The sequence below is a fragment of the Microbacterium sp. genome (assembly GCF_035554235.1).
Taxonomy (GTDB): Bacteria; Actinomycetota; Actinomycetes; order Actinomycetales; family Microbacteriaceae; genus Microbacterium.
In genome coordinates, this window is the sequence record NZ_DATMIO010000009.1 from 1 (window position 1) to 21,625 (window position 21,625).

Annotated in this window: 27 protein-coding genes; 23 read left to right on the forward strand and 4 right to left on the reverse strand. The window is 70.1% G+C overall.

Features of this window, described 5'->3' with window-relative positions; genetic code table 11:
* The 11 genes from VNT50_RS00370 to dapF all read left to right on the forward strand — a co-directional run.
* Positions 1-439: DNA translocase FtsK (locus VNT50_RS00370; protein WP_325483124.1), on the forward strand; the 439-nt coding region annotated here is incomplete at its 5' end.
* A complete protein-coding gene (gene pgsA, locus VNT50_RS00375; protein ID WP_325483125.1) occupies positions 439-1,011 on the forward strand; it encodes a CDP-diacylglycerol--glycerol-3-phosphate 3-phosphatidyltransferase in 573 nt (190 codons plus the stop codon). The genes VNT50_RS00370 and pgsA, both read left to right, overlap by 1 nt.
* Positions 1,008-1,490, forward strand: coding sequence for a CinA family protein (locus tag VNT50_RS00380; protein ID WP_325483126.1), 483 nt, complete (start codon positions 1,008-1,010; stop codon positions 1,488-1,490). Before pgsA ends, VNT50_RS00380 begins: the two co-directional genes overlap by 4 nt.
* A gap of 157 nt (positions 1,491-1,647) precedes the next feature.
* Positions 1,648-1,956 (forward strand): helix-turn-helix domain-containing protein, encoded by a 309-nt coding sequence (locus VNT50_RS00385; RefSeq protein ID WP_325483127.1) that lies wholly within the window; start codon positions 1,648-1,650, stop codon positions 1,954-1,956.
* Positions 1,957-1,977: 21 nt separating this feature from the next.
* The gene (locus VNT50_RS00390; protein ID WP_325483128.1) at positions 1,978-2,202 is read left to right on the forward strand and encodes a DUF3046 domain-containing protein; all 225 of its coding nucleotides are present in this window, start codon (positions 1,978-1,980) and stop codon (positions 2,200-2,202) included.
* Positions 2,203-2,450: 248 nt separating this feature from the next.
* Positions 2,451-3,515 (forward strand): recombinase RecA, encoded by a 1,065-nt coding sequence (gene recA, locus VNT50_RS00395; RefSeq protein ID WP_325483129.1) that lies wholly within the window; start codon positions 2,451-2,453, stop codon positions 3,513-3,515.
* A 65-nt stretch (positions 3,516-3,580) separates the two neighbouring features.
* Positions 3,581-4,189 carry a regulatory protein RecX gene (locus VNT50_RS00400; protein ID WP_325483130.1) on the forward strand — a complete coding sequence of 203 codons (609 nt, stop codon included), beginning with the start codon at positions 3,581-3,583 and terminating at the stop codon, positions 4,187-4,189.
* A 46-nt stretch (positions 4,190-4,235) separates the two neighbouring features.
* Entirely contained in the window at positions 4,236-5,786 is a 1,551-nt protein-coding gene (gene miaB, locus VNT50_RS00405; protein WP_325483131.1) for a tRNA (N6-isopentenyl adenosine(37)-C2)-methylthiotransferase MiaB, read from the forward strand.
* A complete protein-coding gene (gene miaA, locus VNT50_RS00410; protein WP_325483132.1) occupies positions 5,783-6,709 on the forward strand; it encodes a tRNA (adenosine(37)-N6)-dimethylallyltransferase MiaA in 927 nt (308 codons plus the stop codon). The genes miaB and miaA overlap by 4 nt, the downstream gene beginning before the upstream one ends.
* A complete protein-coding gene (locus VNT50_RS00415; RefSeq protein WP_325483133.1) occupies positions 6,709-7,128 on the forward strand; it encodes a GNAT family acetyltransferase in 420 nt (139 codons plus the stop codon). The genes miaA and VNT50_RS00415 overlap by 1 nt, the downstream gene beginning before the upstream one ends.
* A 39-nt stretch (positions 7,129-7,167) precedes the next feature.
* Positions 7,168-8,052: a diaminopimelate epimerase gene (dapF, locus tag VNT50_RS00420; RefSeq protein ID WP_325483134.1), complete on the forward strand. Its 885-nt coding sequence runs from the start codon at positions 7,168-7,170 to the stop codon at positions 8,050-8,052.
* A gap of 15 nt (positions 8,053-8,067) precedes the next feature.
* Here dapF and VNT50_RS00425 read toward each other — a convergent pair whose 3' ends face one another.
* The gene (locus VNT50_RS00425; RefSeq protein WP_325483135.1) at positions 8,068-8,712 is read right to left on the reverse strand and encodes a class I SAM-dependent methyltransferase; all 645 of its coding nucleotides are present in this window, start codon (positions 8,710-8,712) and stop codon (positions 8,068-8,070) included.
* A gap of 132 nt (positions 8,713-8,844) precedes the next feature.
* On the opposite strand from VNT50_RS00425, the gene hflX reads away from it, so the two are divergent.
* Positions 8,845-10,389 (forward strand): GTPase HflX, encoded by a 1,545-nt coding sequence (gene hflX / locus VNT50_RS00430; protein WP_325483136.1) that lies wholly within the window; start codon positions 8,845-8,847, stop codon positions 10,387-10,389.
* 60 nt (positions 10,390-10,449) lie between these two features.
* Here the strand turns inward: hflX and VNT50_RS00435 are convergent, their stop codons facing one another.
* A complete protein-coding gene (locus VNT50_RS00435; protein ID WP_325483137.1) occupies positions 10,450-12,381 on the reverse strand; it encodes an alpha/beta hydrolase family protein in 1,932 nt (643 codons plus the stop codon).
* A gap of 99 nt (positions 12,382-12,480) precedes the next feature.
* Positions 12,481-13,227 (reverse strand): transcriptional repressor LexA, encoded by a 747-nt coding sequence (gene lexA / locus VNT50_RS00440; RefSeq protein WP_325483138.1) that lies wholly within the window; start codon positions 13,225-13,227, stop codon positions 12,481-12,483.
* A gap of 262 nt (positions 13,228-13,489) precedes the next feature.
* Here lexA and VNT50_RS00445 point away from each other — a divergent pair, with 262 nt between their 5' ends.
* The 6 genes from VNT50_RS00445 to VNT50_RS00470 are packed head-to-tail and all read left to right on the forward strand — an operon-like array spanning position 13,490 to position 17,903.
* Positions 13,490-13,915 (forward strand): LysM peptidoglycan-binding domain-containing protein, encoded by a 426-nt coding sequence (locus tag VNT50_RS00445; RefSeq protein WP_325483139.1) that lies wholly within the window; start codon positions 13,490-13,492, stop codon positions 13,913-13,915.
* A 43-nt stretch (positions 13,916-13,958) separates the two neighbouring features.
* Positions 13,959-15,044, forward strand: a complete 1,086-nt coding sequence (locus VNT50_RS00450) for a histidinol-phosphate transaminase (protein WP_325483140.1) — start codon at positions 13,959-13,961, stop codon at positions 15,042-15,044.
* Positions 15,041-15,646: an imidazoleglycerol-phosphate dehydratase HisB gene (hisB, locus tag VNT50_RS00455; RefSeq protein WP_325483141.1), complete on the forward strand. Its 606-nt coding sequence runs from the start codon at positions 15,041-15,043 to the stop codon at positions 15,644-15,646. The genes VNT50_RS00450 and hisB overlap by 4 nt, the downstream gene beginning before the upstream one ends.
* A gap of 29 nt (positions 15,647-15,675) precedes the next feature.
* Positions 15,676-16,323, forward strand: a complete 648-nt coding sequence (gene hisH, locus VNT50_RS00460) for an imidazole glycerol phosphate synthase subunit HisH (RefSeq protein WP_325483147.1) — start codon at positions 15,676-15,678, stop codon at positions 16,321-16,323.
* A 52-nt stretch (positions 16,324-16,375) separates the two neighbouring features.
* Positions 16,376-17,122, forward strand: a complete 747-nt coding sequence (gene priA, locus VNT50_RS00465) for a bifunctional 1-(5-phosphoribosyl)-5-((5-phosphoribosylamino)methylideneamino)imidazole-4-carboxamide isomerase/phosphoribosylanthranilate isomerase PriA (protein WP_325483142.1) — start codon at positions 16,376-16,378, stop codon at positions 17,120-17,122.
* The gene (locus tag VNT50_RS00470) at positions 17,106-17,903 is read left to right on the forward strand and encodes an SseB family protein (RefSeq protein WP_325483143.1); all 798 of its coding nucleotides are present in this window, start codon (positions 17,106-17,108) and stop codon (positions 17,901-17,903) included. Before priA ends, VNT50_RS00470 begins: the two co-directional genes overlap by 17 nt.
* 12 nt (positions 17,904-17,915) lie before the next feature.
* Here the strand turns inward: VNT50_RS00470 and VNT50_RS00475 are convergent, their stop codons facing one another.
* The gene (locus tag VNT50_RS00475) at positions 17,916-18,332 is read right to left on the reverse strand and encodes a DUF1844 domain-containing protein (RefSeq protein ID WP_414683919.1); all 417 of its coding nucleotides are present in this window, start codon (positions 18,330-18,332) and stop codon (positions 17,916-17,918) included.
* A 244-nt stretch (positions 18,333-18,576) separates the two neighbouring features.
* Here VNT50_RS00475 and infC point away from each other — a divergent pair, with 244 nt between their 5' ends.
* The 5 genes from infC to VNT50_RS00500 form a co-directional block, all read left to right on the forward strand.
* A complete protein-coding gene (gene infC / locus VNT50_RS00480; protein ID WP_414683920.1) occupies positions 18,577-19,290 on the forward strand; it encodes a translation initiation factor IF-3 in 714 nt (237 codons plus the stop codon).
* A gap of 77 nt (positions 19,291-19,367) precedes the next feature.
* Positions 19,368-19,562 carry a 50S ribosomal protein L35 gene (gene rpmI / locus VNT50_RS00485; RefSeq protein ID WP_036301881.1) on the forward strand — a complete coding sequence of 65 codons (195 nt, stop codon included), beginning with the start codon at positions 19,368-19,370 and terminating at the stop codon, positions 19,560-19,562.
* 30 nt (positions 19,563-19,592) lie between these two features.
* A complete protein-coding gene (rplT, locus tag VNT50_RS00490) occupies positions 19,593-19,979 on the forward strand; it encodes a 50S ribosomal protein L20 (RefSeq protein ID WP_325483144.1) in 387 nt (128 codons plus the stop codon).
* A 146-nt stretch (positions 19,980-20,125) separates the two neighbouring features.
* On the forward strand, positions 20,126-20,932 hold the full coding sequence (locus tag VNT50_RS00495) for a TrmH family RNA methyltransferase (protein ID WP_325483145.1): 807 nt from the start codon (positions 20,126-20,128) through the stop codon (positions 20,930-20,932).
* Between the two features lie 87 nt (positions 20,933-21,019).
* Positions 21,020-21,625, forward strand: a 606-nt coding sequence (locus VNT50_RS00500) for an amino acid ABC transporter ATP-binding protein (RefSeq protein ID WP_325483146.1), incomplete at its 3' end; no start/stop codon positions are given.

A 21,625-nucleotide genomic window follows, 5' to 3' on the forward strand; every position in this document is an offset into this window, starting at 1 on the left:
CACGCAGCAGGCGCGGCCCGAGTACCGGGAGGTCGCGGTCGCGGCCGAGAAGAAGGAGATCGACGCCGACATCGGGGACGATCTCGAGCTTCTGCTCGCCGCGGCCGAGCTCGTCGTCTCGACGCAGTTCGGCTCCACGTCGATGCTGCAGCGCAAGCTGCGCGTCGGCTTCGCGAAGGCCGGGCGGCTCATGGACCTGCTCGAGGCCCGCGAGATCGTCGGACCGTCGGAGGGATCGAAGGCCCGCGATGTGCTCGTCACCGCCGAGCAGCTGCCCGGGGTGCTGGCGCAGCTGCGCGGCGAGGACGCCCCGGCTTCCGATCGGTCCCTGAGCCAGTCGAAGGGCGCCGCAGACCCGATCGAGGCGCAGTACGACGGGCTTCCCGTCGTCGAAGAAGACGGCGATCAGGATGCCTGGGGCCTGACGGGCCGCGACTGATGGCCGTGCCCCGTCAGCTGCCCAACACGATCACGATCGTGCGGATCCTGTGCGCGCCGGTGTTCCTGTGGATGCTCCTCGCGGACGGCGGCGCCGACGGACCGCTGCGGTGGTGGGCGGCGATCCTGTTCGTCGTCGCGATCGCCACCGACGGCGTCGACGGCTGGATCGCGCGGCGGTACGAGATCGTCACCGACCTCGGCAAGCTGCTCGATCCCATCGCCGACAAGGTGCTCACGGGCTTCGCGTTCATCGGGCTCTCGATCCTGAACGAGCTGCCGTGGTGGGTCACGATCGTCGTCCTCGTCCGCGAGGTGGGCATCACGGTGCACCGGCTCGTCGTCGCGAGCGATCACGTCGTCGCCGCGGCGTGGATGGGCAAGCTCAAGACCTTGGCGCAAGCGGTCGCGCTGTCGCTCGCGCTGCTGCCGCTGGCCGCCGTCGTGGGGGAGTGGGTCATCTGGCTCAACATCGCGACGATGTGGATCGCGGTTCTCCTCACGGTCGCAAGCGGAATCGACTACGTCGTCACGGAGGTGCGCGGCGGGCGGCGGGAGCGGGGGCGCGCGTGAGCGCCGGCGACGCCGAGCGGCTTCTGGAGCGGCTCCTCGAGCGGGGCTGGTCGATCGGCGTCGCCGAATCCCTGACCGGCGGACTCGTGGTGGCATCCCTCGTATCGATTCCCGGTGCGTCGGCCAGCGTCCGGGGCGGGGTCGTCGCCTACGCGACCGCGCTGAAGACCTCACTGCTGGACGTCGACCCCGCGCTGCTCGCGGCACACGGCGCCGTGCACCCCGAGGTCGCGCGGCAGATGGCCGACGGGATCCGGAGGGCGGCGGCCATCGACGGGCGGCAAGCGGATGTCGGGCTCTCGACCACCGGGATCGCCGGGCCCGATTCGCCCGACGGGCAGCCCGTCGGCACGGTGTTCATCGGAATCTCGACGCCCGAGGGCACGCACGTCGAGGCGCTCCGGCTCGAGGGGGATCGTGCGCAGATCCGCGCGGAGACCGTGCGGCGTGCCCTCGTCGCCGCGCGCGAAGCGCTCTGATTCCGGGCGGGCAGCCCGAGGAATACCGAGTGTTTCGCCTCGGTTACATTCGGTGATTCTCAACCATCCCACAGCCCGGGGGATTAGATTGGCATCAGCCGGTGTTGTACTGTTATCCACCCGGTAGGCAGTCCAGGAGTGAAGGAGGGGGCCCATCATGATTCTGGTACGTCAAGAAATCGGCGACGTCCTGCGGGACTTCCGACTTCAGAAAGGCCAGACGCTCCGTCAGGTCGCGAGCCGCGCAAGCGTGGCGCTCGGCTACCTGAGCGAGGTCGAGCGCGGCCAGAAGGAGGCGTCGAGCGAGATCCTCGCCTCCGTAGCGGACGCGCTCAACGTTCCGATCTCGACCATCATGCGCGAAGTCGGCGACCGCATCTCCGTTCTCGAAGGCATTCACCCGTTCCCGGATGTCGTTCCCGACGACCTCGTCGCATCCGTCGACGCGGAACTGTCGTTCCGCTGAGCGCGGGCCCGGTGATCGTTCGTGCGGCGGAGTGAATTCCTGCGCGCCGTCTCGGTCGAGTTCGGCGCTCGCGGGCCCGCTCTGCTGAGCGACCTCGTGCTGTCGGATGTCGGAGACCGCACGGCGTCCGCGGCGATCGACGCCGGCGTTCCGCCGCGGGAGGTCTGGCTCGCGCTGTGCGCCGAGACCGATGTGCCCCTGGCCCGCCGCCATGGCGCCGGCCGCCTCGAGCCGCGGCGCTCCTGACGCATCCCGCCCGACACGCCGCCCGCGTTCTCGAAGATCTGTTCGATCTGCCGTAGTCTCCTGCACAGGTGGTGTCGAGCGCCTGTCTGTTCACAACGGCAATGTCTCGCGGCTCGAATGTCGGAGGCGGCGCCTAGCGTTCAGAGCGGCACAACACCCCACACGCCTTGTCGCAGCATCCCGTGCCGACCCTCGGTGCAGGGCGCGACAGCCTACAGGCGACGGAACGCGAACAGAAGGAGCACGTCATGCCCTCAGCAGAGAACCGCGAGAAGGCCCTCGAGTCGGCCCTCGCTCAGATCGACCGCCAGTTCGGCAAAGGCTCGGTCATGCGACTGGGCAGCGACGAGCGCGCGCCGGTCGAGGTCATCCCGACCGGATCGATCGCTCTCGATGTCGCCCTCGGCATCGGCGGACTCCCGCGTGGTCGCATCGTGGAGATCTACGGCCCGGAGTCCTCGGGCAAGACCACCCTCACGCTCCACGCGATCGCCAATGTGCAGAAGCAAGGCGGCATCGCGGCGTTCATCGATGCGGAGCACGCGCTCGACCCCGAATACGCGCAGAAGCTCGGCGTCGACATCGACCAGCTGCTGGTCTCGCAGCCCGACACGGGGGAGCAGGCACTCGAGATCGCCGACATGCTGATCCGTTCCGGCTCGATCGACCTCGTGGTCATCGACTCCGTCGCGGCGCTGGTGCCGCGCGCGGAGATCGAGGGCGAGATGGGAGATTCCCACGTCGGCCTGCAGGCGCGCCTCATGTCGCAGGCCCTCCGCAAGCTCACCGGTGGCCTGAACACCACGAACACCACGATGATCTTCATCAACCAGCTGCGCGAGAAGATCGGCGTGTTCTTCGGTTCGCCCGAGACCACCGCCGGCGGCAAGGCGCTCAAGTTCTACGCCTCGGTGCGCCTCGACATCCGTCGCATCGAGACCCTGAAGGACGGCACCGATGCGGTCGGAAACCGCACGCGGGTCAAGGTCGTCAAGAACAAGATGGCGCCGCCCTTCAAGCAGGCCGAGTTCGACATCCTCTACGGCACGGGCATCTCCCGCGAGGGCAGCCTCATCGACTTCGGTGTGGAGCACGGAATCGTGAAGAAGTCCGGTGCCTGGTACACCTACGACGGGGAGCAGCTCGGCCAGGGCAAGGAGAACGCCCGCAACTTCCTGCTGAAGAACCCCGACATCGCGACCGAGATCGAGACCAAGATCAAGGCCACGCTCGGCATCGGCGTGCCCAAGGCCGACGAAGCGGCGGCGGCTCTGACCGGTGCCGACGAGCTGGCCAAGCGCCGCCCGGCCTGATGACCGACGCGAGAGAGGGTCACGGGGGTGGGTTTCGACAGGCCCGACAACCTGAGCTGGCCCCCGTGACCTTTCTCCCCGGCGTCATGCCGCCGGCGGCTTCCCCGTCGATGCCCGCGGGATCAAGGCCGACGGGATCTACGCAGGCGGAATCCGAGCCGGACGCGCTCGACCGCGAGTCGCTCGCGACGTCCGCTTCGGCGAGGCTGGCGCGCAGCGTCGGCCGCCGCGGGCTGTCGGTGGCCGAGGCGCGGGCGAAGCTGCGCGCCGACGGGCTGACCGACGAGGAGGCCGCCGATATCGTCGACGGCTTCGTGCAGCGCGGCTGGCTCGATGATGCCGCGCTCGCGGAACAGCTGGTCTACGCCGCCACCACGCGCAAGGACATGGGCACGAGGGCGGTTCGTCAGCTGCTGGTCAAGCGGCTCGTGAGCCGTGAGGTCATCGACGCCGTCATTGCGGAGCTCCCCGACGACGATGCCGAACGCGCACTGGAGTTCGCACGGGCGAAGGCACGTGCGCTGACGCGCTACGACGACGACACCGCGACGCGGCGCCTGATGGGAATGCTCGCGCGGCGCGGATTCGGGGGAGCCGCCGCCGGACAGGCCGCCCGCACCGCCCTCGCCGAGGAGCGTCGTCAGGCCGGCGGATCCGGCGTCCGGTTCCGCTGAGCCCTCCCGCCGGGCTCCCCGGATCGGGCCGTAGAATCGGGGGATCATGACTCTGCTGGATGGCACCCCCACCCTCATCGCCCCTTCGCCGGCCGCCCACGACGCGGCCGGCATCGCGCGATCCTACGAAGTCCGCACCTTCGGCTGCCAGATGAACGTCCACGACTCCGAGAGGCTGTCGGGCTCGCTGGAGAGCGCCGGCTACGTCCGCGCCGAGGTTGGCGAAGAAGCCGACGTCGTCATCATCAACACGTGCGCGGTGCGCGACAACGCGGCGGGAAAGCTGTACGGCACGCTCGGCCACCTGGCATCCGTCAAGCGACGCAAGGACGGGATGCAGATCGCGGTCGGCGGCTGCCTCGCCCAGATGGACAAGCAGGCCGTGCTCGAGAAGGCCCCCTGGGTCGACGTCGTCTTCGGCACCCACAACATGGGCTCACTCCCGCGCCTTCTCGAACGCGCCCGCCACAACGGCGAGGCCGAGCTCGAGATCCTCGAGTCGCTCGAGGTGTTCCCCTCCACACTCCCGACGAAGCGCGATTCGGTGTACAGCGGCTGGGTGTCCATCTCTGTCGGCTGCAACAACACGTGCACCTTCTGCATCGTGCCGAGCCTGCGCGGCAAAGAGAAGGATCGCCGCCCCGGCGACATCCTCAACGAGATGCGTCTGCTCGTCGACGACGGCGCGATCGAGGTGACACTCCTCGGCCAGAACGTGAACTCCTACGGAGTCGAGTTCGGCGACCGCCAGGCCTTCGGCAAGCTGCTCCGCGCCGCCGGCCAGATCGAAGGGCTCGAGCGCGTCCGCTTCACGAGCCCGCACCCCGCGGCGTTCACCGACGACGTCATCGACGCGATGGCCGAGACGCCCGCGGTGATGCCTCAGCTGCACATGCCGCTCCAATCGGGCAGCGACCGCATCCTGAAGGCCATGCGTCGCTCCTACCGCAGCGATCGGTTCCTCGGCATCCTCGACCGGGTGCGCGAGCGCATCCCGAACGCCTCCATCACCACCGACATCATCGTCGGCTTCCCCGGTGAGACCGACGACGACTTCGAGGACACCATGCGCGTCGTCGAGAAGGCGCGCTTCTCGAGCGCATTCACCTTCCAGTACTCGATCCGCGAAGGCACGCCCGCCGCGACGATGCCGGATCAAGTGCCCAAGGCCGTCGTGCAGGAGCGGTACGGCCGGCTGCAGGCGCTCCAAGATCGCATCTCGCTCGAGGAGAACCAGGCCCAGGTCGGCCGCGACGTCGACCTGCTGGTCTCGATGGGCGAGGGCAAGAAGGATGCCGCGACGCATCGCCTCACGGGGCGCGCGGAAGACAACCGGCTCGTGCACTTCGAGCTGCCCGCGGGAAGCGAGACTCCGCGCCCGGGCGACGTCGTCTCGGTGCGCATCACCCACGCCGCGCCGTTCCACCTCCTCGCGGACGCGCCCGACGGGTCGGCGCTCCGCATCCGGCGCACCCGCGCCGGCGACGCGTGGGATCGCTCGCAGGCCGAATCGTGCGCGATCCCGGCGGCGGCACCGGTCGACGGTGCGCCGCGCGTCGTCTCGCTCGGCCTGCCCACCCTGCGCGCCGGGGAGTGAGCGAGCCGGGGTCCACGGGGCCGCGACTTTTCGGCGTCGTCGGCGCGACCGGTACCGGCAAGAGCGGGCTGTCCCTCGACCTCGCCGAGGCCCTCGCAACCCGGGGAACCCCCGCCGAGGTGGTGAACGCCGACGCGATGCAGCTCTATCGAGGCATGGACATCGGTACGGCCAAGCTCCCGATGAGCGAGCGCCGCGGCATCCCGCATCACCTGCTCGACGTGCTCGATGTGACCGAGGACGCGGCCGTCGCCCGCTACCAGGGTGCGGCGCGAGCGGCGATCCTCGACATTCTGCATCGGGGATCGCACGCGATCCTCGTCGGCGGATCTGGGCTGTACGTGTCGAGCGTGCTCTTCGACTTCCGCTTCCCGCCGCGCGACGAGGCGCTGCGCGCCGCCCTCGAGGCGGAGCTGGACGCGGTCGGGCCCGGAGTGCTCTTCGAGCGCCTGCGCACGGCCGATCCCGCGACCGCGGCCCGGGTGGATCCTCGCAACGGTCGCCGCATCGTCCGGGCGCTCGAGGTGCTCGCCCAGGGCGAGGCGACGCACGGCGCGGCCCTGCCGGCTGAGCCCGTGCCCTGGCGGCCCGCGACGGTGATCGGCATCTCGATTCCCCGCGCCGAGCTCGTCTCCCGCCTCGATTCCCGGGTCGAGAGGATGTGGGCCGACGGACTCGTCGACGAGGTCGAGGCGTTGCGCGCGCGGGGGCTCGAGCGCGGCGTCACCGCGCGACGGGCCATCGGGTACGCGCAGGCCCTTGCCGAGCTCGCCGGGACGGCGTCGCGGGCGGATGCGATCGCCGAGACCCAGGCGCTGACCCGCCGGTACGCGCGTCGCCAGGTGTCGTGGTTCACGCGGTATTCCGGCGCGCTGTGGGTGGATGCGGGCGATCGGGGGGCCGTGGCGCGGATACTGGGGTGATGACCAGCATCCGTGCCTTTGCGCTTCGCGACACCGAATCCGTGATCTCACTGTGGCAGCAGACGGGCCTCACCCGATCGTGGAACAACCCCCACCTCGACATCCAGCGAAAGCTCACGGTCCAACCCGAGCTCTTCTTCGTCGCGGTGGACAACGACGACGTGGTCGGGACCGTGATGGCCGGGTACGACGGCCACCGCGGCTGGATGTACTACCTGGCGTCGGCGCCCAGGAGGCGCGGCGAGGGCATCGCCCGGGCCCTCGTGACGGCCGCCGAGGACGCATTGCTCGAGCTGGGGTGCCCGAAGGTGCAGCTCATGGTGCGTCCGGGCAACGAGGACGTGCTGGGTTTCTACGAGACGCTCGGCTACGAGCGGTTCTCGACGACCACGACGGGCAAGCGCCTGATCGCCGACTGAGGCGGACGACCGCGGCGGCGGGCCCCGTAAACTGGGTCGATGCCCGAGACGATCGCCTTCACGAAGGGTCACGGCACCGGCAACGACTTCGTCGTGATCGCCGATCCCGAGGGCGACCTCGATTTGAGCGATGAACAGGTCGCCGCACTTTGCGACCGCCGCTTCGGCATCGGTGGCGACGGCATCCTGCGCGTCGTCCGCTCGGCGAACATCAGCGAGGGCGCCGCGGCGCTGGCCGAGGAGCCCGGCGCGGAGTGGTTCATGGATTACCGCAACGCCGACGGTTCGAAGGCCGAGATGTGCGGCAACGGCATCCGGGTCTTCGCCAAGTACGTGCTCGAGACCGGGCTCGCCACACTGCCGAGCGGCTCGACGCTGCCGATCGGCACCCGCGCGGGCGTCCGCGACCTCGCGCGCAGCGAGACCGGCTTCCAGGTCGATCTCGGGCGCTGGCGCGTCGATCCGGTCGAAACCCTCGTGCGCGCCCGCGGTCTCGCGGTGTCGCGCCCTGGCCTGAGGATAGACGTCGGCAACCCGCATATCGTGGTCGCTCTGCAGTCCGCCGAGGAGCTCGAGGGACTCGATCTGACCGTCGTCCCGCACCTCGACCCCGTGCCGCCGCACGGCGCGAACATCGAATTCGTGGTGCCCCGCGACCCGCTGGTTCACGACGGGGTCGGTGCCATCCGGATGCGGGTGTTCGAACGAGGCGTCGGCGAGACCCTGAGCTGCGGCACGGGCGTCGCTGCGGCGGCGCTCGCCGTCCGGCACTGGGCCGGAGCCGCGGCACCCGACCACTGGCGCGTCGATGTGCCGGGCGGCACGCTCGGCGTGCGGATGTTCCCCACCGAGGAAGGCGAGCACGTCGCCCTCTCGGGACCGGCGACCCTTGTGTTCTCGGGCGAGGTCGCGCTCGCCCGCTGACCGGCTAGCCGCCGCTCAGCGGATGACGCGCAGGGGTTCGGTCGCCGGGGTTCCGTGGCGGCGCACCCGCAGCACGCGGAAGCCCTTGCTCGTCGCGGCGCGGTGCACGCTGTAGCCCTGGGGGAAGGTCGCAGCGAGCCAGCGCTGCAGTGAATCCGAGCCGAGGTTGCGCTGCACGACGAGCCACGCATCGCTCCGCTCGTCGAGGCGAGGGATCCAGCGCTCGAGCAGGCCGTGGAGTTCGTGCTTGCCCACGCGGATCGGCGGATTCGAGCGGATGCCGCGGAACGAGATCTCGTCGGGAACATCGTCGGGCAGGGATGCGTTGACATTGTCGAGCCCGAGGGCCGCCGCGTTCCGGCGCACCAGGTCGAGGGCACGCTCGTTGACGTCGACGGCCCACACCGTCGCGTGAGGCGAGTCGAGGGCGACGGTGAGCGCGATCGGACCCCACCCGCACCCCAGATCGAGGATGTGCCCGCCGGGAGGCGGGGGTGGAGTGTTGGCAAGCAGCACCGCCGTCCCCGCGTCGATGTGATCGGGGCTGAACACCCCGCCGGCGGTGGTGACCTCGACATCCCGGCCCGCGAGGGTGACCTGGATGCGACGCTGATTCTCGGGAGACGACGGGGCGGCGCTGAAGTAGTGATCGCTCCCCATGGGAGCGAGCGTAGCGGAGTCGACGCGGGTGGGGGAGGCTAGGGTTTAGGAATGCTCATCTGATAGTCTCCCCGCCCCGCAGGGGCCGCGGCACGAGGAACATCGGAGAACTGAAGCATTGAAAGGCGATACATGACGGATACGACCACACAGCCGAGCGAGACGCCGACCGATCCGGTCGAGCGGGTCCTGGCGCGCGCCGAAGCGCGCTCGGGCGTGCGCGTCTTCGGGGCCGGCGAGCCCCGCACGGATGGTCGTGTGACCGGGACCGCCCAGGCCCTGCAGGACGATTCGACGACGGCCCACGACGGCGACGGCGAGCAATGGGACCGCGAGGAGCGCGCCGCGCTCCGCCGCGTGCCCGGGCTCTCGACCGAGCTCGAAGACGTCACCGAGGTCGAGTACCGGCAGCTGCGACTCGAGAACGTCGTGCTCGTCGGCGTCTACCCGCAGGGCGAGCAGGAGGACGCCGAGAACTCGCTCCGCGAGCTCTCGGCCCTCGCCGAGACCGCGGGTGCGGTCGTGCTCGACGGCGTCCTCCAGCGCCGCCCGCACCCGGACCCCGCGACCTACATCGGAAGCGGCAAGGCCGGGGAGCTGCGCGACCTCGTGCAGGCCGTGGGCGCCGACACCGTGATCGCCGACACCGAGCTCGCGCCGAGCCAGCGCCGTGCGCTGGAGGATGTCGTGAAGGTCAAGGTCATCGATCGCACGACCGTCATCCTCGACATCTTCAGCCAGCACGCCAAGAGCCGCGAGGGCAAGGCGCAGGTCGAGCTCGCACAGCTTGAATACCTGCTTCCGCGCCTGCGCGGCTGGGGCGACTCGATGAGCCGGCAGGCGGGTGGCCAGGTCGGCGCCGGCGGCGCGGGCATGGGCTCGCGCGGTCCGGGTGAGACGAAGATCGAGCTCGATCGCCGCCGCATCCGCACGAAGATGGCGCTGCTGCGTCGTCAGATCCGCGACTTCGGTCCGGCGCGCGAGGCGAAGCGGGCCGAGCGCAAGCGGCACACGATCCCCTCGGTCGCGATCGCCGGGTACACCAACGCCGGCAAATCGAGCCTGCTGAACCGGCTCACGAGCGCGGGAGTCCTCGTAGAGAACGCCCTGTTCGCAACGCTGGATGCGACGGTGCGCCGCTCGGAGACATCCGACGGTCGCACGTTCACGCTCACCGACACGGTCGGATTCGTGCGCAACCTGCCCCACCAGCTCGTCGAGGCCTTCCGCTCGACGCTCGAGGAGGTGGCCGGCGCCGATGTCATCCTGCACGTCGTCGACGCGGCGCATCCGGATCCCGCGAGCCAGCTGCAGACGGTCCGCGACGTGATGGCGGATGTCGGGGCCCGGGGTTCGCACGAGATCGTCGTGTTCAACAAGGCCGATCTGGTCGATGACGACACGCGCCTCGTGCTGCGCGGACTCGAACCCGACGCGCTCTTCGTGTCATCCCGCACCGGCGAGGGCATTGCCGAACTGCGTGCCGCGGTCGAGGCGGCGCTGCCGCTCCCGGCCGTCGAGGTGCGGGCGCTCGTTCCCTACGAGCGCGGCGACCTGATCTCCGCGGCGCACGACTCGGGACACATCCTTTCGGCCGTGCACGAGGAGGGCGGCACCGCCCTGCACGCGCATGTCTCGGAGCGCCTCGCGGCGGAGTTCGAGCCCTTCCGGGTCTAGCCCGCCGTATCGGCCGGCATCCCGTCACTCGACGGAGATGTCGGCCGCCGCCGGGGCGCGTCAGTCCAGCGGCAGCACAGGCACCCCGGGCGTGTCGAACCCGAGCACCTGGCCGAGGAAGCTGAGCTCCGACTCGAACGCGTGCACGATCGTCTCGGCCCGCCGGAACCCATGGCTCTCGCCCTCGTACTCGACGTACGCGTGCGCGACGCCGTTGTGCGCGAGGGCGTCCCGGATCGCGCGGGACTGGGCAGGCGGCACGACGGGGTCGTCGGCGCCCTGCAGGATCAGCACGGGTGCGCGCAGCCGCTCGGAGTGCGTGAGCGGCGATCGCTCGATGTACACCTCGAGCGCCTCGGGCAGCGGACCCACGAGGCGGTCGAGGTAGCGGGCCTCGAAGTCGTGGGTGTCCTCGGCGAGGGCCCGGAGGTCGGCGACGCCGTACCGGCTGATGCCGGCGGCGAAGACATCCGTGTCCGCCAGAGCGCACAGCACGGTCCACCCGCCGGCCGACCCGCCCTTGATCGCGAGCCGTCGCGGGTCCGCCACCCCTGCCGCGGCCAGTCCCCGCGCGGCGGCCGCGACATCCTCGACGTCCACGACGCCCCACTGCCCGTGCAGGCGCTCGCGGTAGCGGCGCCCGTAGCCGGTCGACCCGCCGTAGTTGACGTCGAGCACGCCGATCCCGCGGCTCGTGAAGTAGGCGATGGCGGCGGATGCCTCGCCCGCGACGTGGCTGGTCGGGCCGCCGTGCACGAGCACGAGGTACGGCGGGCGCTCGCCGTCGGGACCGTTCACGTCGGGGTTCGTCGGCGGGTAGTCGAACGCGTGCACGTCGCCGGATGGACCCTCGAACGTCACCGGATGTGACGCGGGCAGCCATGCGGCATCGAGCCCGGCGCCTCCGCGCACGGCCGCGAGGGTGCTCGGGTCATCGACATCCAGCGTCCACAACCCGCCCGGCGTGCGGGCGCCGCCGCCGGTGAGCAGCGCGCGCGTGCCGCGCACGTCGCGCAGCAGGAGCGAGCTCGAGAGGGGGATGCCGAGGGTGCGGATGCCGGTCGGCTCGATCACCACCAGTTCGTCGCGGCCGTGCGTGCGGATCGCCAGGATGCGCCCGTCCTCGAGCGGGGCGAACCAGCGCAGGCCGAGATTCCAGAGCGGACCGCCGGTGTCGGAGTCGTGGATGGCCACCGGCGCCACCGCGGCGGCCGAACGCCCCTGAAGGTGCACGCGGAACAGGTTCCACCGGCCGTGGGGGTCGGCGATGTAGGTGAGCTCGTCGGGCCCGGTCCACGCCGGCTGAAGGGCGGAGACGCCTGGCCCCCCGGCGACGAGGATCGCGTCGGTGATGGTGCCATCCGGCGCCAGGCGTCCCACGTGCAGGGTCGCCGCATCCCACGGCATCTCGGGGTGGTTCCACGAGACCCACGCGAATCGGCCACCGGATGACGTCGGGTAGGCGATGAAGTCCGTGCCGCCGACCACGACGGTGAGCGCCGCCGCGTTGTCGGCCGCGGTGCCATCGAGCGGCACGATCACGATGTCGCGCACGGGCGCCGACCCGTCTGCGTGCGTCTCGCGGACGGCGTAGAGCCGCCCGTCCGCGGCGGTGAGGTCGGCGAAGCGCATGCCCAGGCCCTTGGGAGTGAGGGCCTGCGGGTCGCCGCCGGGGCTCAGCCGCCACACGCGCTGATCGGAGTGCTCGACGAACACGACGTCGTCGGGGTCGATGACCGTCCAGGCTCCGCCGCCGTACTCCTGCACGCGCGATCGTGCGCTCCACGGCCCCGGCAGGATGGGCTCCACATCGGAGCGGCCGTGCGACGCCCGCCGGAAGATGGCCGTCCGCCCGCCCTCGGAGGGGATGCCCTCGCTCCACCACACGGCGTCGCCGACGAAGCGCGCCCCGTCTATGCGCGGCGATGCCACGGCGACGTCGGCCGCGGTGATCGGGGAGGGCCAGGAACCGTACGGAAGCGTCTGGGGCACAGACCCAGAGTAGGTCGCCGCGAAACACGGCGCTCAGCGACACCGCGAACTGCGGTGGCCCGCTTTTGCATGCCCGAGCAAGCCCCGCAGCGACGACCGTCAGACCGCCCGGAGGACCGCCACGATCTTGCCCAGCACGGTGGCGTCGTCGCCGAGGATGGGTTCGAACGCGGAGTTGCGGGGGAGGAGCCAGGTGTGCCCGTCCCTGCGGCGGAAGGTCTTGACCGTCGCCTCGTCGTCGAGCATCGCCGCGACGATGTCGCCGTTCTCGGCATCCGGCTGCGACCGCACGACGACCCAGTCGCCGTCGCAGATGGCGGCGTCGATCATCGACTCGCCGCTGACGCGAAGCATGAACAGGTCGCCCTTGCCCACGAGCTGACGGGGCAGGGGGAAGATCTCTTCGACCTGCTGCTCGGCGGTGATGGGCACGCCCGCGGCGATGCGGCCGACGAGCGGCACCATCGCGGCGTCTCCCACCGCGGGGCTCGTGTCGGCCGGGTTCTCGGTCGAGCTCCCCGGAAGATCGATCAGCACCTCCATGGCACGGGTCTTGCCGGGGTCGCGGCGGAGGTAGCCGCTCGGTTCGAGCTGGTTCAGCTGGTGCGTCACGCTCGACAGCGACTTGAGGTCGACGGCGTCGCCGATCTCGCGCATGCTGGGCGGATAGCCGTGGCGGGCGATGGAGCGCTGGATCACTTCGAGGATCGCCATCTGCTTGTCGCTGAGACTCTTCCGCCGCCGCGTCTGCGGCTTCTCCGTCTGCGGTTTCGCCGTCTGGGGCTTCTCGCGCACTTCAGATGCCGCTATCGCGTCCGTGGCGGAGGTCTGGCTCGCTTCGCTCATGAGTGCTCCTTCGTGCCTGCCGGCAGGTGTCGTCTTCGAATGTCGGTGGTCACTGATGTGCTGTCGCTATCGAAACCGTATCCGAAATCCGGCCGATTTCAACAGATTTGTTCGAGCGTGTCGCCCGCAAAGCGACGATTCGTTCGAATACTCGCTTGACACTCTAGAACATCGAAGATAACTTCGGTACGTAGCTTCGCATTCGGCACTCCCGGCCGAGAGTCGAATGCGAAACTACGCCAAACTTCGGAAGGAAAACGTCATGACGACGATCACCGCATCCGCCGGTATCGGCCAGGGCATCGCACCTCTCCACGCCACGCGACTGCGGCTCCCGGCGCGCACGGGACTGCGGCTCACGACACGCACCCGTCTGCGGCTCACGGCACGCGGGCGTCGCGTTCTGGCCGTGCTCACCGCCCTCCCCGCGGTTCTCGCCCTCGGGCTGGCGATCGTGGCGGGCGGGTCGGCGATCGCGGCACGCGATGACGCGGCGCCTTCCGCCTCGTTCGAGATGGTCACCGTCTCGGGCGGCGACACCCTCTGGTCGCTCGCCGGTGACATCGCCCCCGCCGCCGACCCGCGTGACGTGGTCGATGCGATCGCGCGCCTGAACGCGCTCGAAGATGTGACCATCACCCCCGGCCAGCGCCTCGCGATCCCGGCGGAGTACGCCCCCGCCCCGTGACCCGGCCGCCGCACCCTCCCGCCCCGCGCTCTAGCATGGTGTGGTGAGTGTGAGCCTCGATGACCTGCCCCTCCGCGACGACCTGAGGGGGAAGATCCCCTACGGCGCGCCGCAGGCCGCACTGCCCATCGCCCTGAACGTCAACGAGAACACGCATCCGGTGCCCGAAGAGGTGGCGGACGACATCCTCGATTCGCTCGCCCTCGCCCTGCGCGAGGTGAACCGCTATCCCGATCGCGAGTTCGTCGCCCTCCGCGAGAGCTTCGCCGACTACCTCGGCCACGGCGTGACCACCGAACAGGTGTGGGCGGCCAACGGATCGAACGAGGTCCTTCAACACGTGCTGCAGGCCTTCGCGGGCCCCGGACGCCGGGCGTTCGGCTTCGCACCCACGTACTCCATGTACCCGTTGCTCACCAACGGCACCGGGGCGGAGTGGGTGGCGGGGCGGCGCGAACCCGACTTCACGATCACCCCCGACGACGCGGCATCGCAGGTCGCGGAGGCCGAGCCCGACGTCGTCTTCCTGTGTGCGCCGAACAACCCGACCGGCACGCCCCTCGGCCTCGATGTCATCGAAGCGGTGTACGACGCCACCCAGGGGATCGTCGTCGTGGACGAGGCATACCAGGAGTTCGCACCGCACGAGGAGCGCTCCGCGCTCACGCTGCTTGCGGACCGCCCGCGCCTCGTCGTCTCGCGCACGATGAGCAAGGCGTTCGCCTTCGCCGGCGCCCGCGTCGGCTATCTGGCGGCCGACCCCGCCGTCGTGGACGCGCTCCGCCTCGTGCGCCTGCCATACCATCTGAGCGCCCTGACTCAGGCGGCGGCGCTCGCCGCGCTTCGGCACGCGCCCGTCATGCTGCGCATGGTGGACGAGATCGTGGCCCAGCGCGACCGGATGTCGGCCACGCTCGAGGCCCTCGGCTACGAGCCGTTCGAGTCGTGGACCAACTTCGTGCTGTTCGGCGGCGTCGAGGATCCCGGCGCCACGTGGCAGGCGCTCTACGACCAGGGCGTGCTGATCCGCGACGTCGGGCTGCCCGGTTGCCTGCGGGTGACCGCGGGCACCGAGGAGGAGACGACGGCATTCCTCGAAGCCCTCGCCTCGGTAGACTCGCGACCATGACGACAGCCCGCACCGCGCGCCGCACCCGGGCCACCAGCGAGTCGACCGTTGAGCTCGAACTGAACCTCGACGGTACCGGCAAGAGCCACATCGACACGACCGTGCCGTTCTTCGATCACCTCCTCACGGCCTTCGCGAAGCACTCGCTCACCGACCTGACGGTCCGGGCATCGGGCGACACCGACATCGACGCGCATCACACGGTCGAGGATGTCTCGATCGTCCTCGGCCAGACGATTCGAGAGGCCCTCGGCGACAAGGCCGGCATCTCGCGGTACGGCGACGCGCTCGTCCCCCTCGACGAGGCGCTGGCGCAGGCCGTCGTCGACATCAGCGGGCGGCCCTATCTCGTGCACACGGGCGAGCCGGCCGGCTTCGAGCACCACCTCATCGGCGGTCACTTCACGGGCTCCCTCGTTCGGCACACGTTCGAGGCGATCGCGTTCAACGCGGCCCTGACCGTGCACGTCCGCGTGCTCTCGGGGCGCGATCCGCACCACATCGCCGAGGCCGAGTACAAGGCGTTCGCCCGCGCGTTCCGCCAGGCGAAGGCCATCGATCCGCTCGTGGTGGGTGTCCCCAGCACCAAGGGCGCGCTGTGACAGACGATCCGCAGCGGCGGGACGGCGGGGTGGATCGTCCCGTCGTCGCGGTGCTGGACTACGGCTCGGGCAACGTCCACTCGGCGGTCAAGGCGCTCGCCGTCGCCGGTGCCGATGCCCGGCTGACCAGAGACCGCGCTCTCGTGATGGAAGCCGACGGCCTCGTGGTCCCGGGCGTCGGCGCCTTCCGCGCCGTCATGGATGCCCTGCGCGCCAGCCGGGGCGACGAGCTCATCGATCGGCGTCTCGCCGGCGGCCGCCCGGTCCTGGGCATCTGCGTCGGCATGCAGGTGCTCTTCGAGCTCGGCGTCGAACGCGGCGTCGACACCGAAGGGATGGGGGAGTGGCCGGGCGTCGTCACCGAGCTCGACGCCCCGGTGCTGCCGCACATGGGCTGGAACACGGTCGAACCCGACGAGGGCTCGCGTCTGTTCCGCGGCATCGAGGACGAGCGCTTCTACTTCGTGCACTCGTTCGGCGCGCAGAAATGGCTGCTCGACGTACAGCCCCCAATGACGCCCGCCCTGCTGACATGGACCACCTACGGTGCTCCCTTCCTCGCCGCGGTGGAGAACGGCCCGCTGTCGGCGACACAGTTCCACCCCGAGAAATCGGGCGCCGCCGGCATCCGTCTGCTCGCCAATTGGATCGACGGACTGGGCAGGGCTAGTCTCTAACTTCGTGCCAACAGTGGACGGCGCCCGCCGCCACGAGAACGCACGAGGAGCCATGAACGATTTCGCGTCAACGCCCGAACTGATCCTTCTCCCCGCTGTCGACATCGCCGGCGGCAAGGCCGTCCGGCTGACGCAGGGCGAGGCCGGCACCGAGACCAGCTACGGCGACCCGGTCGACGCGGCCGCGGACTTCGCCCGCCAGGGCGCCAAGTGGATTCACCTCGTCGACCTCGACGCCGCCTTCGGACGCGGGAGCAACGCGTCGGTGCTGCGCCGGGTGATCAAGCAGGTCAAGGGCGTCAACATCGAGCTCTCGGGCGGCATCCGAGACGACGCGACCCTCGAGGCCGCCCTCGAGAGCGGCGCGGCGCGCATCAACCTCGGCACCGCGGCCCTCGAGAATCCCGAGTGGGCCGCCGACGTGATCGCCCGCTACGGCGAGGCGATCGCCGTCGGCCTCGACGTGCGCGGCACGACCCTCGCGGCGCGCGGCTGGACCAAGGACGGCGGCGACCTGTGGACCGTCCTCGACCGGCTGGAGGCCGCGGGCTGCAGCCGCTACGTGCTGACCGACGTCACGAAGGACGGCACGCTGCAGGGCCCGAACCTCGAACTGCTGCGGGATGTCACCGCGCGCACCCCCAAGCCCGTCGTCGCCTCGGGCGGCGTCTCGAACCTCGACGACATCGCCGCCCTGCGCGATCTCGTGCCGCTCGGCGTCGAGGGCGCGATCGTCGGCAAGGCGCTTTACGCGGGGGCTTTCACGCTCGCCGAGGCGCTGGATGTCGCGGCCGGCTGACCACGAAGGTTCCTCCGCCGACTCCGCGGGCGTTCCCTGGGCCGGCCGATCGTTCGAGCCCAACACGCACGCCGCGGATGACGGCTCGGCCCCGCCGGCCTTCGTCGACGCGATCCGGCTGTTCCGTGCGGGCGATGTCAGTCCGCAAGCGGTGGTCGACGCGCTGCGGGACGTGCGCCTGTTGATGCCGCTCGTCGCCGAGCTCGGCGAGACCGCTGTCGGGCCCCATCGTCAGACCGTCGACAAGACGCAGGAGCTCTCGATCGTCACGGTGGCGGCTCCCGACGGGCGGACAGTGCTGCCGGCGTTCAGCGACGTGGCCGCCATGGGGCGATGGGATGCCGCGGCGCGGCCCATCCCGACGCCGGTGCGGCGCATCGCACTGGCGGCGGCAGACGAAGGCACCGACCTCGTCGTTGTCGATCCCGGCTCCGAGACAGAGTTCGTTCTCCGCCGCCCCGCCGTGTGGGCGATCGCCCGCGGGGTCCCGTGGGAGCCGAGCTACGCGTCGCCCGAGGTCTTCGCGGCGCTCACGGCGTCGGTCGCGTCGGAGCTCGCGGTGCTCGACCTGTCGGTGGCGCCCGGCGATCCGCAGTCCCGGCTGCGCGGACCCGAGCTCGTCGTGCGCCTCGAGCTGATGGCGGGCCTCGATCGCTCCGAGCTCGACGGGGTGCTCGGCCGGCTGGCCAAGAGGTGGGCGGCCGATGACCGGATCGCTGTGCTTGTCGATTCCCTCACCGTGACCCTCGTATCGGGAGACCCGCTGACCCGCTCCTCGTGACCCCTCGAGGGACTATGTGACGGGACCCGTCCACTTCTCGCCCGGACCCTTGCCGATCGGGTCGGGGATGACGGATGCCTCGCGGAACGCGAGCTGCACCGAGCGGAGGCCGTCGCGGAGGGACCGGGCGTGCATGTCGCTCACTTCGGGCGCCGCCGCCGTGATGAGGCCCGCGAGGGCGTTGATGAGCTTGCGCGCCTCGTCGAGGTCGGTCTGGTGCTCGGGTTCATCGGCGAGGCCGACCTTGACCGCGGCGGCGCTCAGCAGGTGCACGGCGGCGGTGGTGATGACCTCGACGGCGGGCACGTCGGCGATGTCCCGGCCGGCGGATGCGGCGGCGCGCTCCTGCTCGTCCCATCGGGCCTGACGCGCGGGATCGGCCTTCCCGGCGTCGTCGGAAGGGGCACCGGGGACTGGAATCGTGCTCACGGGCTGCTCTCTGTTAGACTATGGCGGGCTCCGGAGCGTTCTGCTCCGGCTCGAAAGAGGATTCACATCCCACCCGCGCTCGCCGTTCCAGGCTACCGGGTCACAGCACTCCGCCTTCGCGCCGCCAGCGCGGGGGTAGCCAGGGTGCGGGCGCTTCACGTGCCGGGTGGATTGTGAACCGAATTCGCCCGCGACACGAATCCTCGCGTCGCGGTGGCCGAATCCGCACAAAGAGGAGTTCCGCATCAGCGATCCCCGCACCAATGACCGCATCCGCGTGCCGGAGGTCCGACTCGTCGGCCCGGCAGGCGAGCAGATCGGCGTCGTCCGCATCGAGGTCGCCCTTCGTCTTGCCCAGGACGCAGATCTCGACCTCGTCGAGGTCGCTCCCAACTCGAAGCCGCCCGTCGTCAAGATCATGGACTACGGCAAGTTCAAGTACGAGGCAGCGCAGAAGGCCAAGGAGGCCCGACGCAACCAGGCGAACACGGTCCTCAAGGAGGTCCGGTTCCGTCTGAAGATCGACCAGCACGACTACGAGACCAAGCGCAAGCGCGCCGAGGGATTCCTTCAGGCGGGCGACAAGGTGAAGGCGATGATCCTGTTCCGCGGCCGTGAGCAGTCACGTCCCGAGCAGGGTGTGCGCCTGCTCCGCAAGTTCGCCGAAGAGGTCGCCGAGTTCGGCACGGTGGAGTCCAACCCCACCATCGACGGCCGCAACATGGTCATGGTCGTCGCCCCGCACAAGAACAAGTCCGAGGTCAAGACCGAGCAGAACGCCGTGCGTGCTGCGAACAAGGAAGCCGCTCGCAGCGCGCGCGGCCCGGTCGGCGGCAACTCGGGGGGGCCCGCGGACACGTCGTCCGACGCAGACGCCGCGGACGAGACCAGCACCCCATCAGAGACCAGCACTGCGGCCAAGACCACGGCCGCGCCTGCTCCGGCACCCGCCGAGTAGGACCACAGACTCCCGCTCGTCGGGCAGCACACACCACGAAGCCCCGCAGAGGGCCCCAGCCAAAGGAAACACCGAAGATGCCGAAGCAGAAGACCCACTCGGGTGCCAAGAAGCGCTTCAAGATCACCGGCAGCGGCAAGCTCAAGAAGCAGCAGGCCGGTATGCGCCACAACCTCGAGGGGAAGTCGAGCCGCCGCACGCGTCGCCTGAACCAGGACCAGGTTCTGTCCAAGGCCGACACCAAGGTCGCCAAGAAGCTCCTCGGCCGCTGACGCGCCCGAGACACGATAGGAATATGAGAAATGGCTAGAGTCAAGCGGGCCGTCAACGCCCACAAGAAGCGTCGCGTCATCCTCGAGCGTGCCTCCGGTTACCGGGGTCAGCGTTCGCGCCTGTACCGCAAGGCGAAGGAGCAGGTCACCCACTCCCTCGTCTACGCATACCGCGACCGTCGCAAGCGCAAGGGCGACTTCCGCCGCCTGTGGATCCAGCGCATCAACGCCGCGAGCCGCCAGAACGGCCTCACGTACAACCGCTTCATCCAGGGCCTCGGCCTCGCGGGCGTGCAGGTCGACCGCCGCATGCTCGCCGAGCTCGCCGTGCACGAGCCGGCCACGTTCGCGTCGCTCGTCGCCACCGCCAAGGCCGCGCTGCCCGCCGACACGTCGGCCCCCAAGGTCTCCGCGTAGTCCGCGCTTCACAAGGGGCGTCCTCCTCCGGGAGGACGCCCCTCGTACGCGAGCGGCGTGTCGCCGCGGTGAACCCTGTGGAACCGACGGGTGCTGCGCGTGTGCGCCGCCACACGGGCGGGGCGCGCCGAGCCTAGACTGGGCGCGTGCTCGAAAACCCCCGGTCGCCGCGCGTGCGCGCCGTCGCGAAGCTCACCAAGCGCAGCGCTCGACACGAAACGGGGCTGTTCCTGCTCGAGGGTCCGCAGGCTGTGCGGGAGGCACTTGCCTACGTCCCCGACAGCATCGTCGAGCTGTTCGCCACACCGACGGGGCTGGAGCGGCACCCCGACCTTCGGGAGGCCGCCCGCGACACCGACATAGAGGTCGTCTTCACGACCGAGCCGGTGCTCGAGGCGATGGCCGACACCGTGACCCCGCAGGGCGTGATCGCGGTCGCGCGCCAGACGCCGACATCCGTGAAAGACATCTTCGCCGGGTCGCCGAAGCTCATCGCGATCTGCGAGGAAGTGCGCGATCCGGGCAATCTCGGCACGATCATCAGGGCAGCGGATGCCGCGGGCGCGGACGGGGTCGTGCTCACCGGCCGGACCGTCGACCTCTACAACCCGAAGGTCGTGCGCGCGACGACGGGATCGCTCTTTCATCTGCCGGTCTCGGTCGGCGGGGAGCTCGCGACCATCGTCGAGCGCGCCCACTCCGCCGGGCTCCGGATCATCGCCGCCGACGTGAAGGGCGACGACCTGCTCGCCGCACGGGCAGCGGGGGTGCTCGCCGAACCTACGGCGTGGCTGTTCGGCAACGAAGCCCGGGGCCTCGATGACGAGAGCCTCGCGCTCGCCGACAGCGCTCTGCGCCTTCCGATCTTCGGTCGGGCGGAGTCCCTGAATCTCGCCACCGCAGCCAGTGTCTGCCTCTACGAGACGGCATTCGCCCAGCGCCTCGCGCTGTGAGCCGCGCGCATTCCGCAACTGTTACGTTCCGGTAAAGACCCCACCAACCCCCTGCGGGCGACCCGCGCGCCCTCCTAGGGTGGGGGCATGGCGACACCCGAAGATGTCACGGCGGCGCCGAAGACATCCAATATCAATGTCCGTCGCGGCGAGCCACTCGTGGTCGTCGATCATGTCGACAAGCACTTCGGTGAGTTGCACGTGCTGCGGGACATCAACACCGTCGTGACTCGCGGCGAGGTCGTCGTCGTCATCGGCCCCTCGGGCAGTGGCAAGTCGACGCTCTGCCGCGCGATCAACCGGCTCGAGACCATCGACTCCGGAACCATCACTATCGACGGTTCGGTGCTTCCCGAGGAAGGCAAGCAACTCGCCGCCTTGCGGGCCGATGTCGGCATGGTGTTCCAGTCGTTCAACCTCTTCGCGCATAAGACCGTGCTCGAGAATGTGACGCTCGGCCCGATCAGGGTGCGCGGGCTTTCCCGCAAGGCCGCGGAGGAGAAGGCGATGGCGCTCCTCGATCGTGTGGGCGTCGCGAACCAGGCGAAGAAGATGCCGGCTCAGCTCTCGGGCGGGCAACAGCAGCGTGTCGCAATCGCTCGTTCCCTTGCGATGGACCCGAAGCTCATCCTGATGGACGAGCCGACGAGCGCTCTCGACCCCGAGATGATCAACGAGGTGCTCGATGTCATG

Excerpts from the sequence above, each read along its gene's own strand:
- pgsA (WP_325483125.1), top strand. The coding sequence starts at position 439 with ATGGCCGTGCCCCGTCAGCTGCCCAACACGATCACGATCGTGCGGATC.
- hisB (WP_325483141.1), top strand. The coding sequence starts at position 15,041 with ATGACGACAGCCCGCACCGCGCGCCGCACCCGGGCCACCAGCGAGTCG.
- hflX (WP_325483136.1), top strand. The coding sequence starts at position 8,845 with ATGACGGATACGACCACACAGCCGAGCGAGACGCCGACCGATCCGGTC.
- lexA (WP_325483138.1), bottom strand. The coding sequence starts at position 13,227 with ATGAGCGAAGCGAGCCAGACCTCCGCCACGGACGCGATAGCGGCATCT.
- VNT50_RS00385 (WP_325483127.1), top strand. The coding sequence starts at position 1,648 with ATGATTCTGGTACGTCAAGAAATCGGCGACGTCCTGCGGGACTTCCGA.
- dapF (WP_325483134.1), top strand. The coding sequence starts at position 7,168 with ATGCCCGAGACGATCGCCTTCACGAAGGGTCACGGCACCGGCAACGAC.
- VNT50_RS00425 (WP_325483135.1), bottom strand. The coding sequence starts at position 8,712 with ATGGGGAGCGATCACTACTTCAGCGCCGCCCCGTCGTCTCCCGAGAAT.
- rpmI (WP_036301881.1), top strand. The coding sequence starts at position 19,368 with ATGCCGAAGCAGAAGACCCACTCGGGTGCCAAGAAGCGCTTCAAGATC.
- VNT50_RS00415 (WP_325483133.1), top strand. The coding sequence starts at position 6,709 with ATGACCAGCATCCGTGCCTTTGCGCTTCGCGACACCGAATCCGTGATC.
- recA (WP_325483129.1), top strand. The coding sequence starts at position 2,451 with ATGCCCTCAGCAGAGAACCGCGAGAAGGCCCTCGAGTCGGCCCTCGCT.
- VNT50_RS00445 (WP_325483139.1), top strand. The coding sequence starts at position 13,490 with ATGACGACGATCACCGCATCCGCCGGTATCGGCCAGGGCATCGCACCT.
- priA (WP_325483142.1), top strand. The coding sequence starts at position 16,376 with ATGAACGATTTCGCGTCAACGCCCGAACTGATCCTTCTCCCCGCTGTC.
- miaB (WP_325483131.1), top strand. The coding sequence starts at position 4,236 with ATGACTCTGCTGGATGGCACCCCCACCCTCATCGCCCCTTCGCCGGCC.
- VNT50_RS00470 (WP_325483143.1), top strand. The coding sequence starts at position 17,106 with ATGTCGCGGCCGGCTGACCACGAAGGTTCCTCCGCCGACTCCGCGGGC.
- rplT (WP_325483144.1), top strand. The coding sequence starts at position 19,593 with ATGGCTAGAGTCAAGCGGGCCGTCAACGCCCACAAGAAGCGTCGCGTC.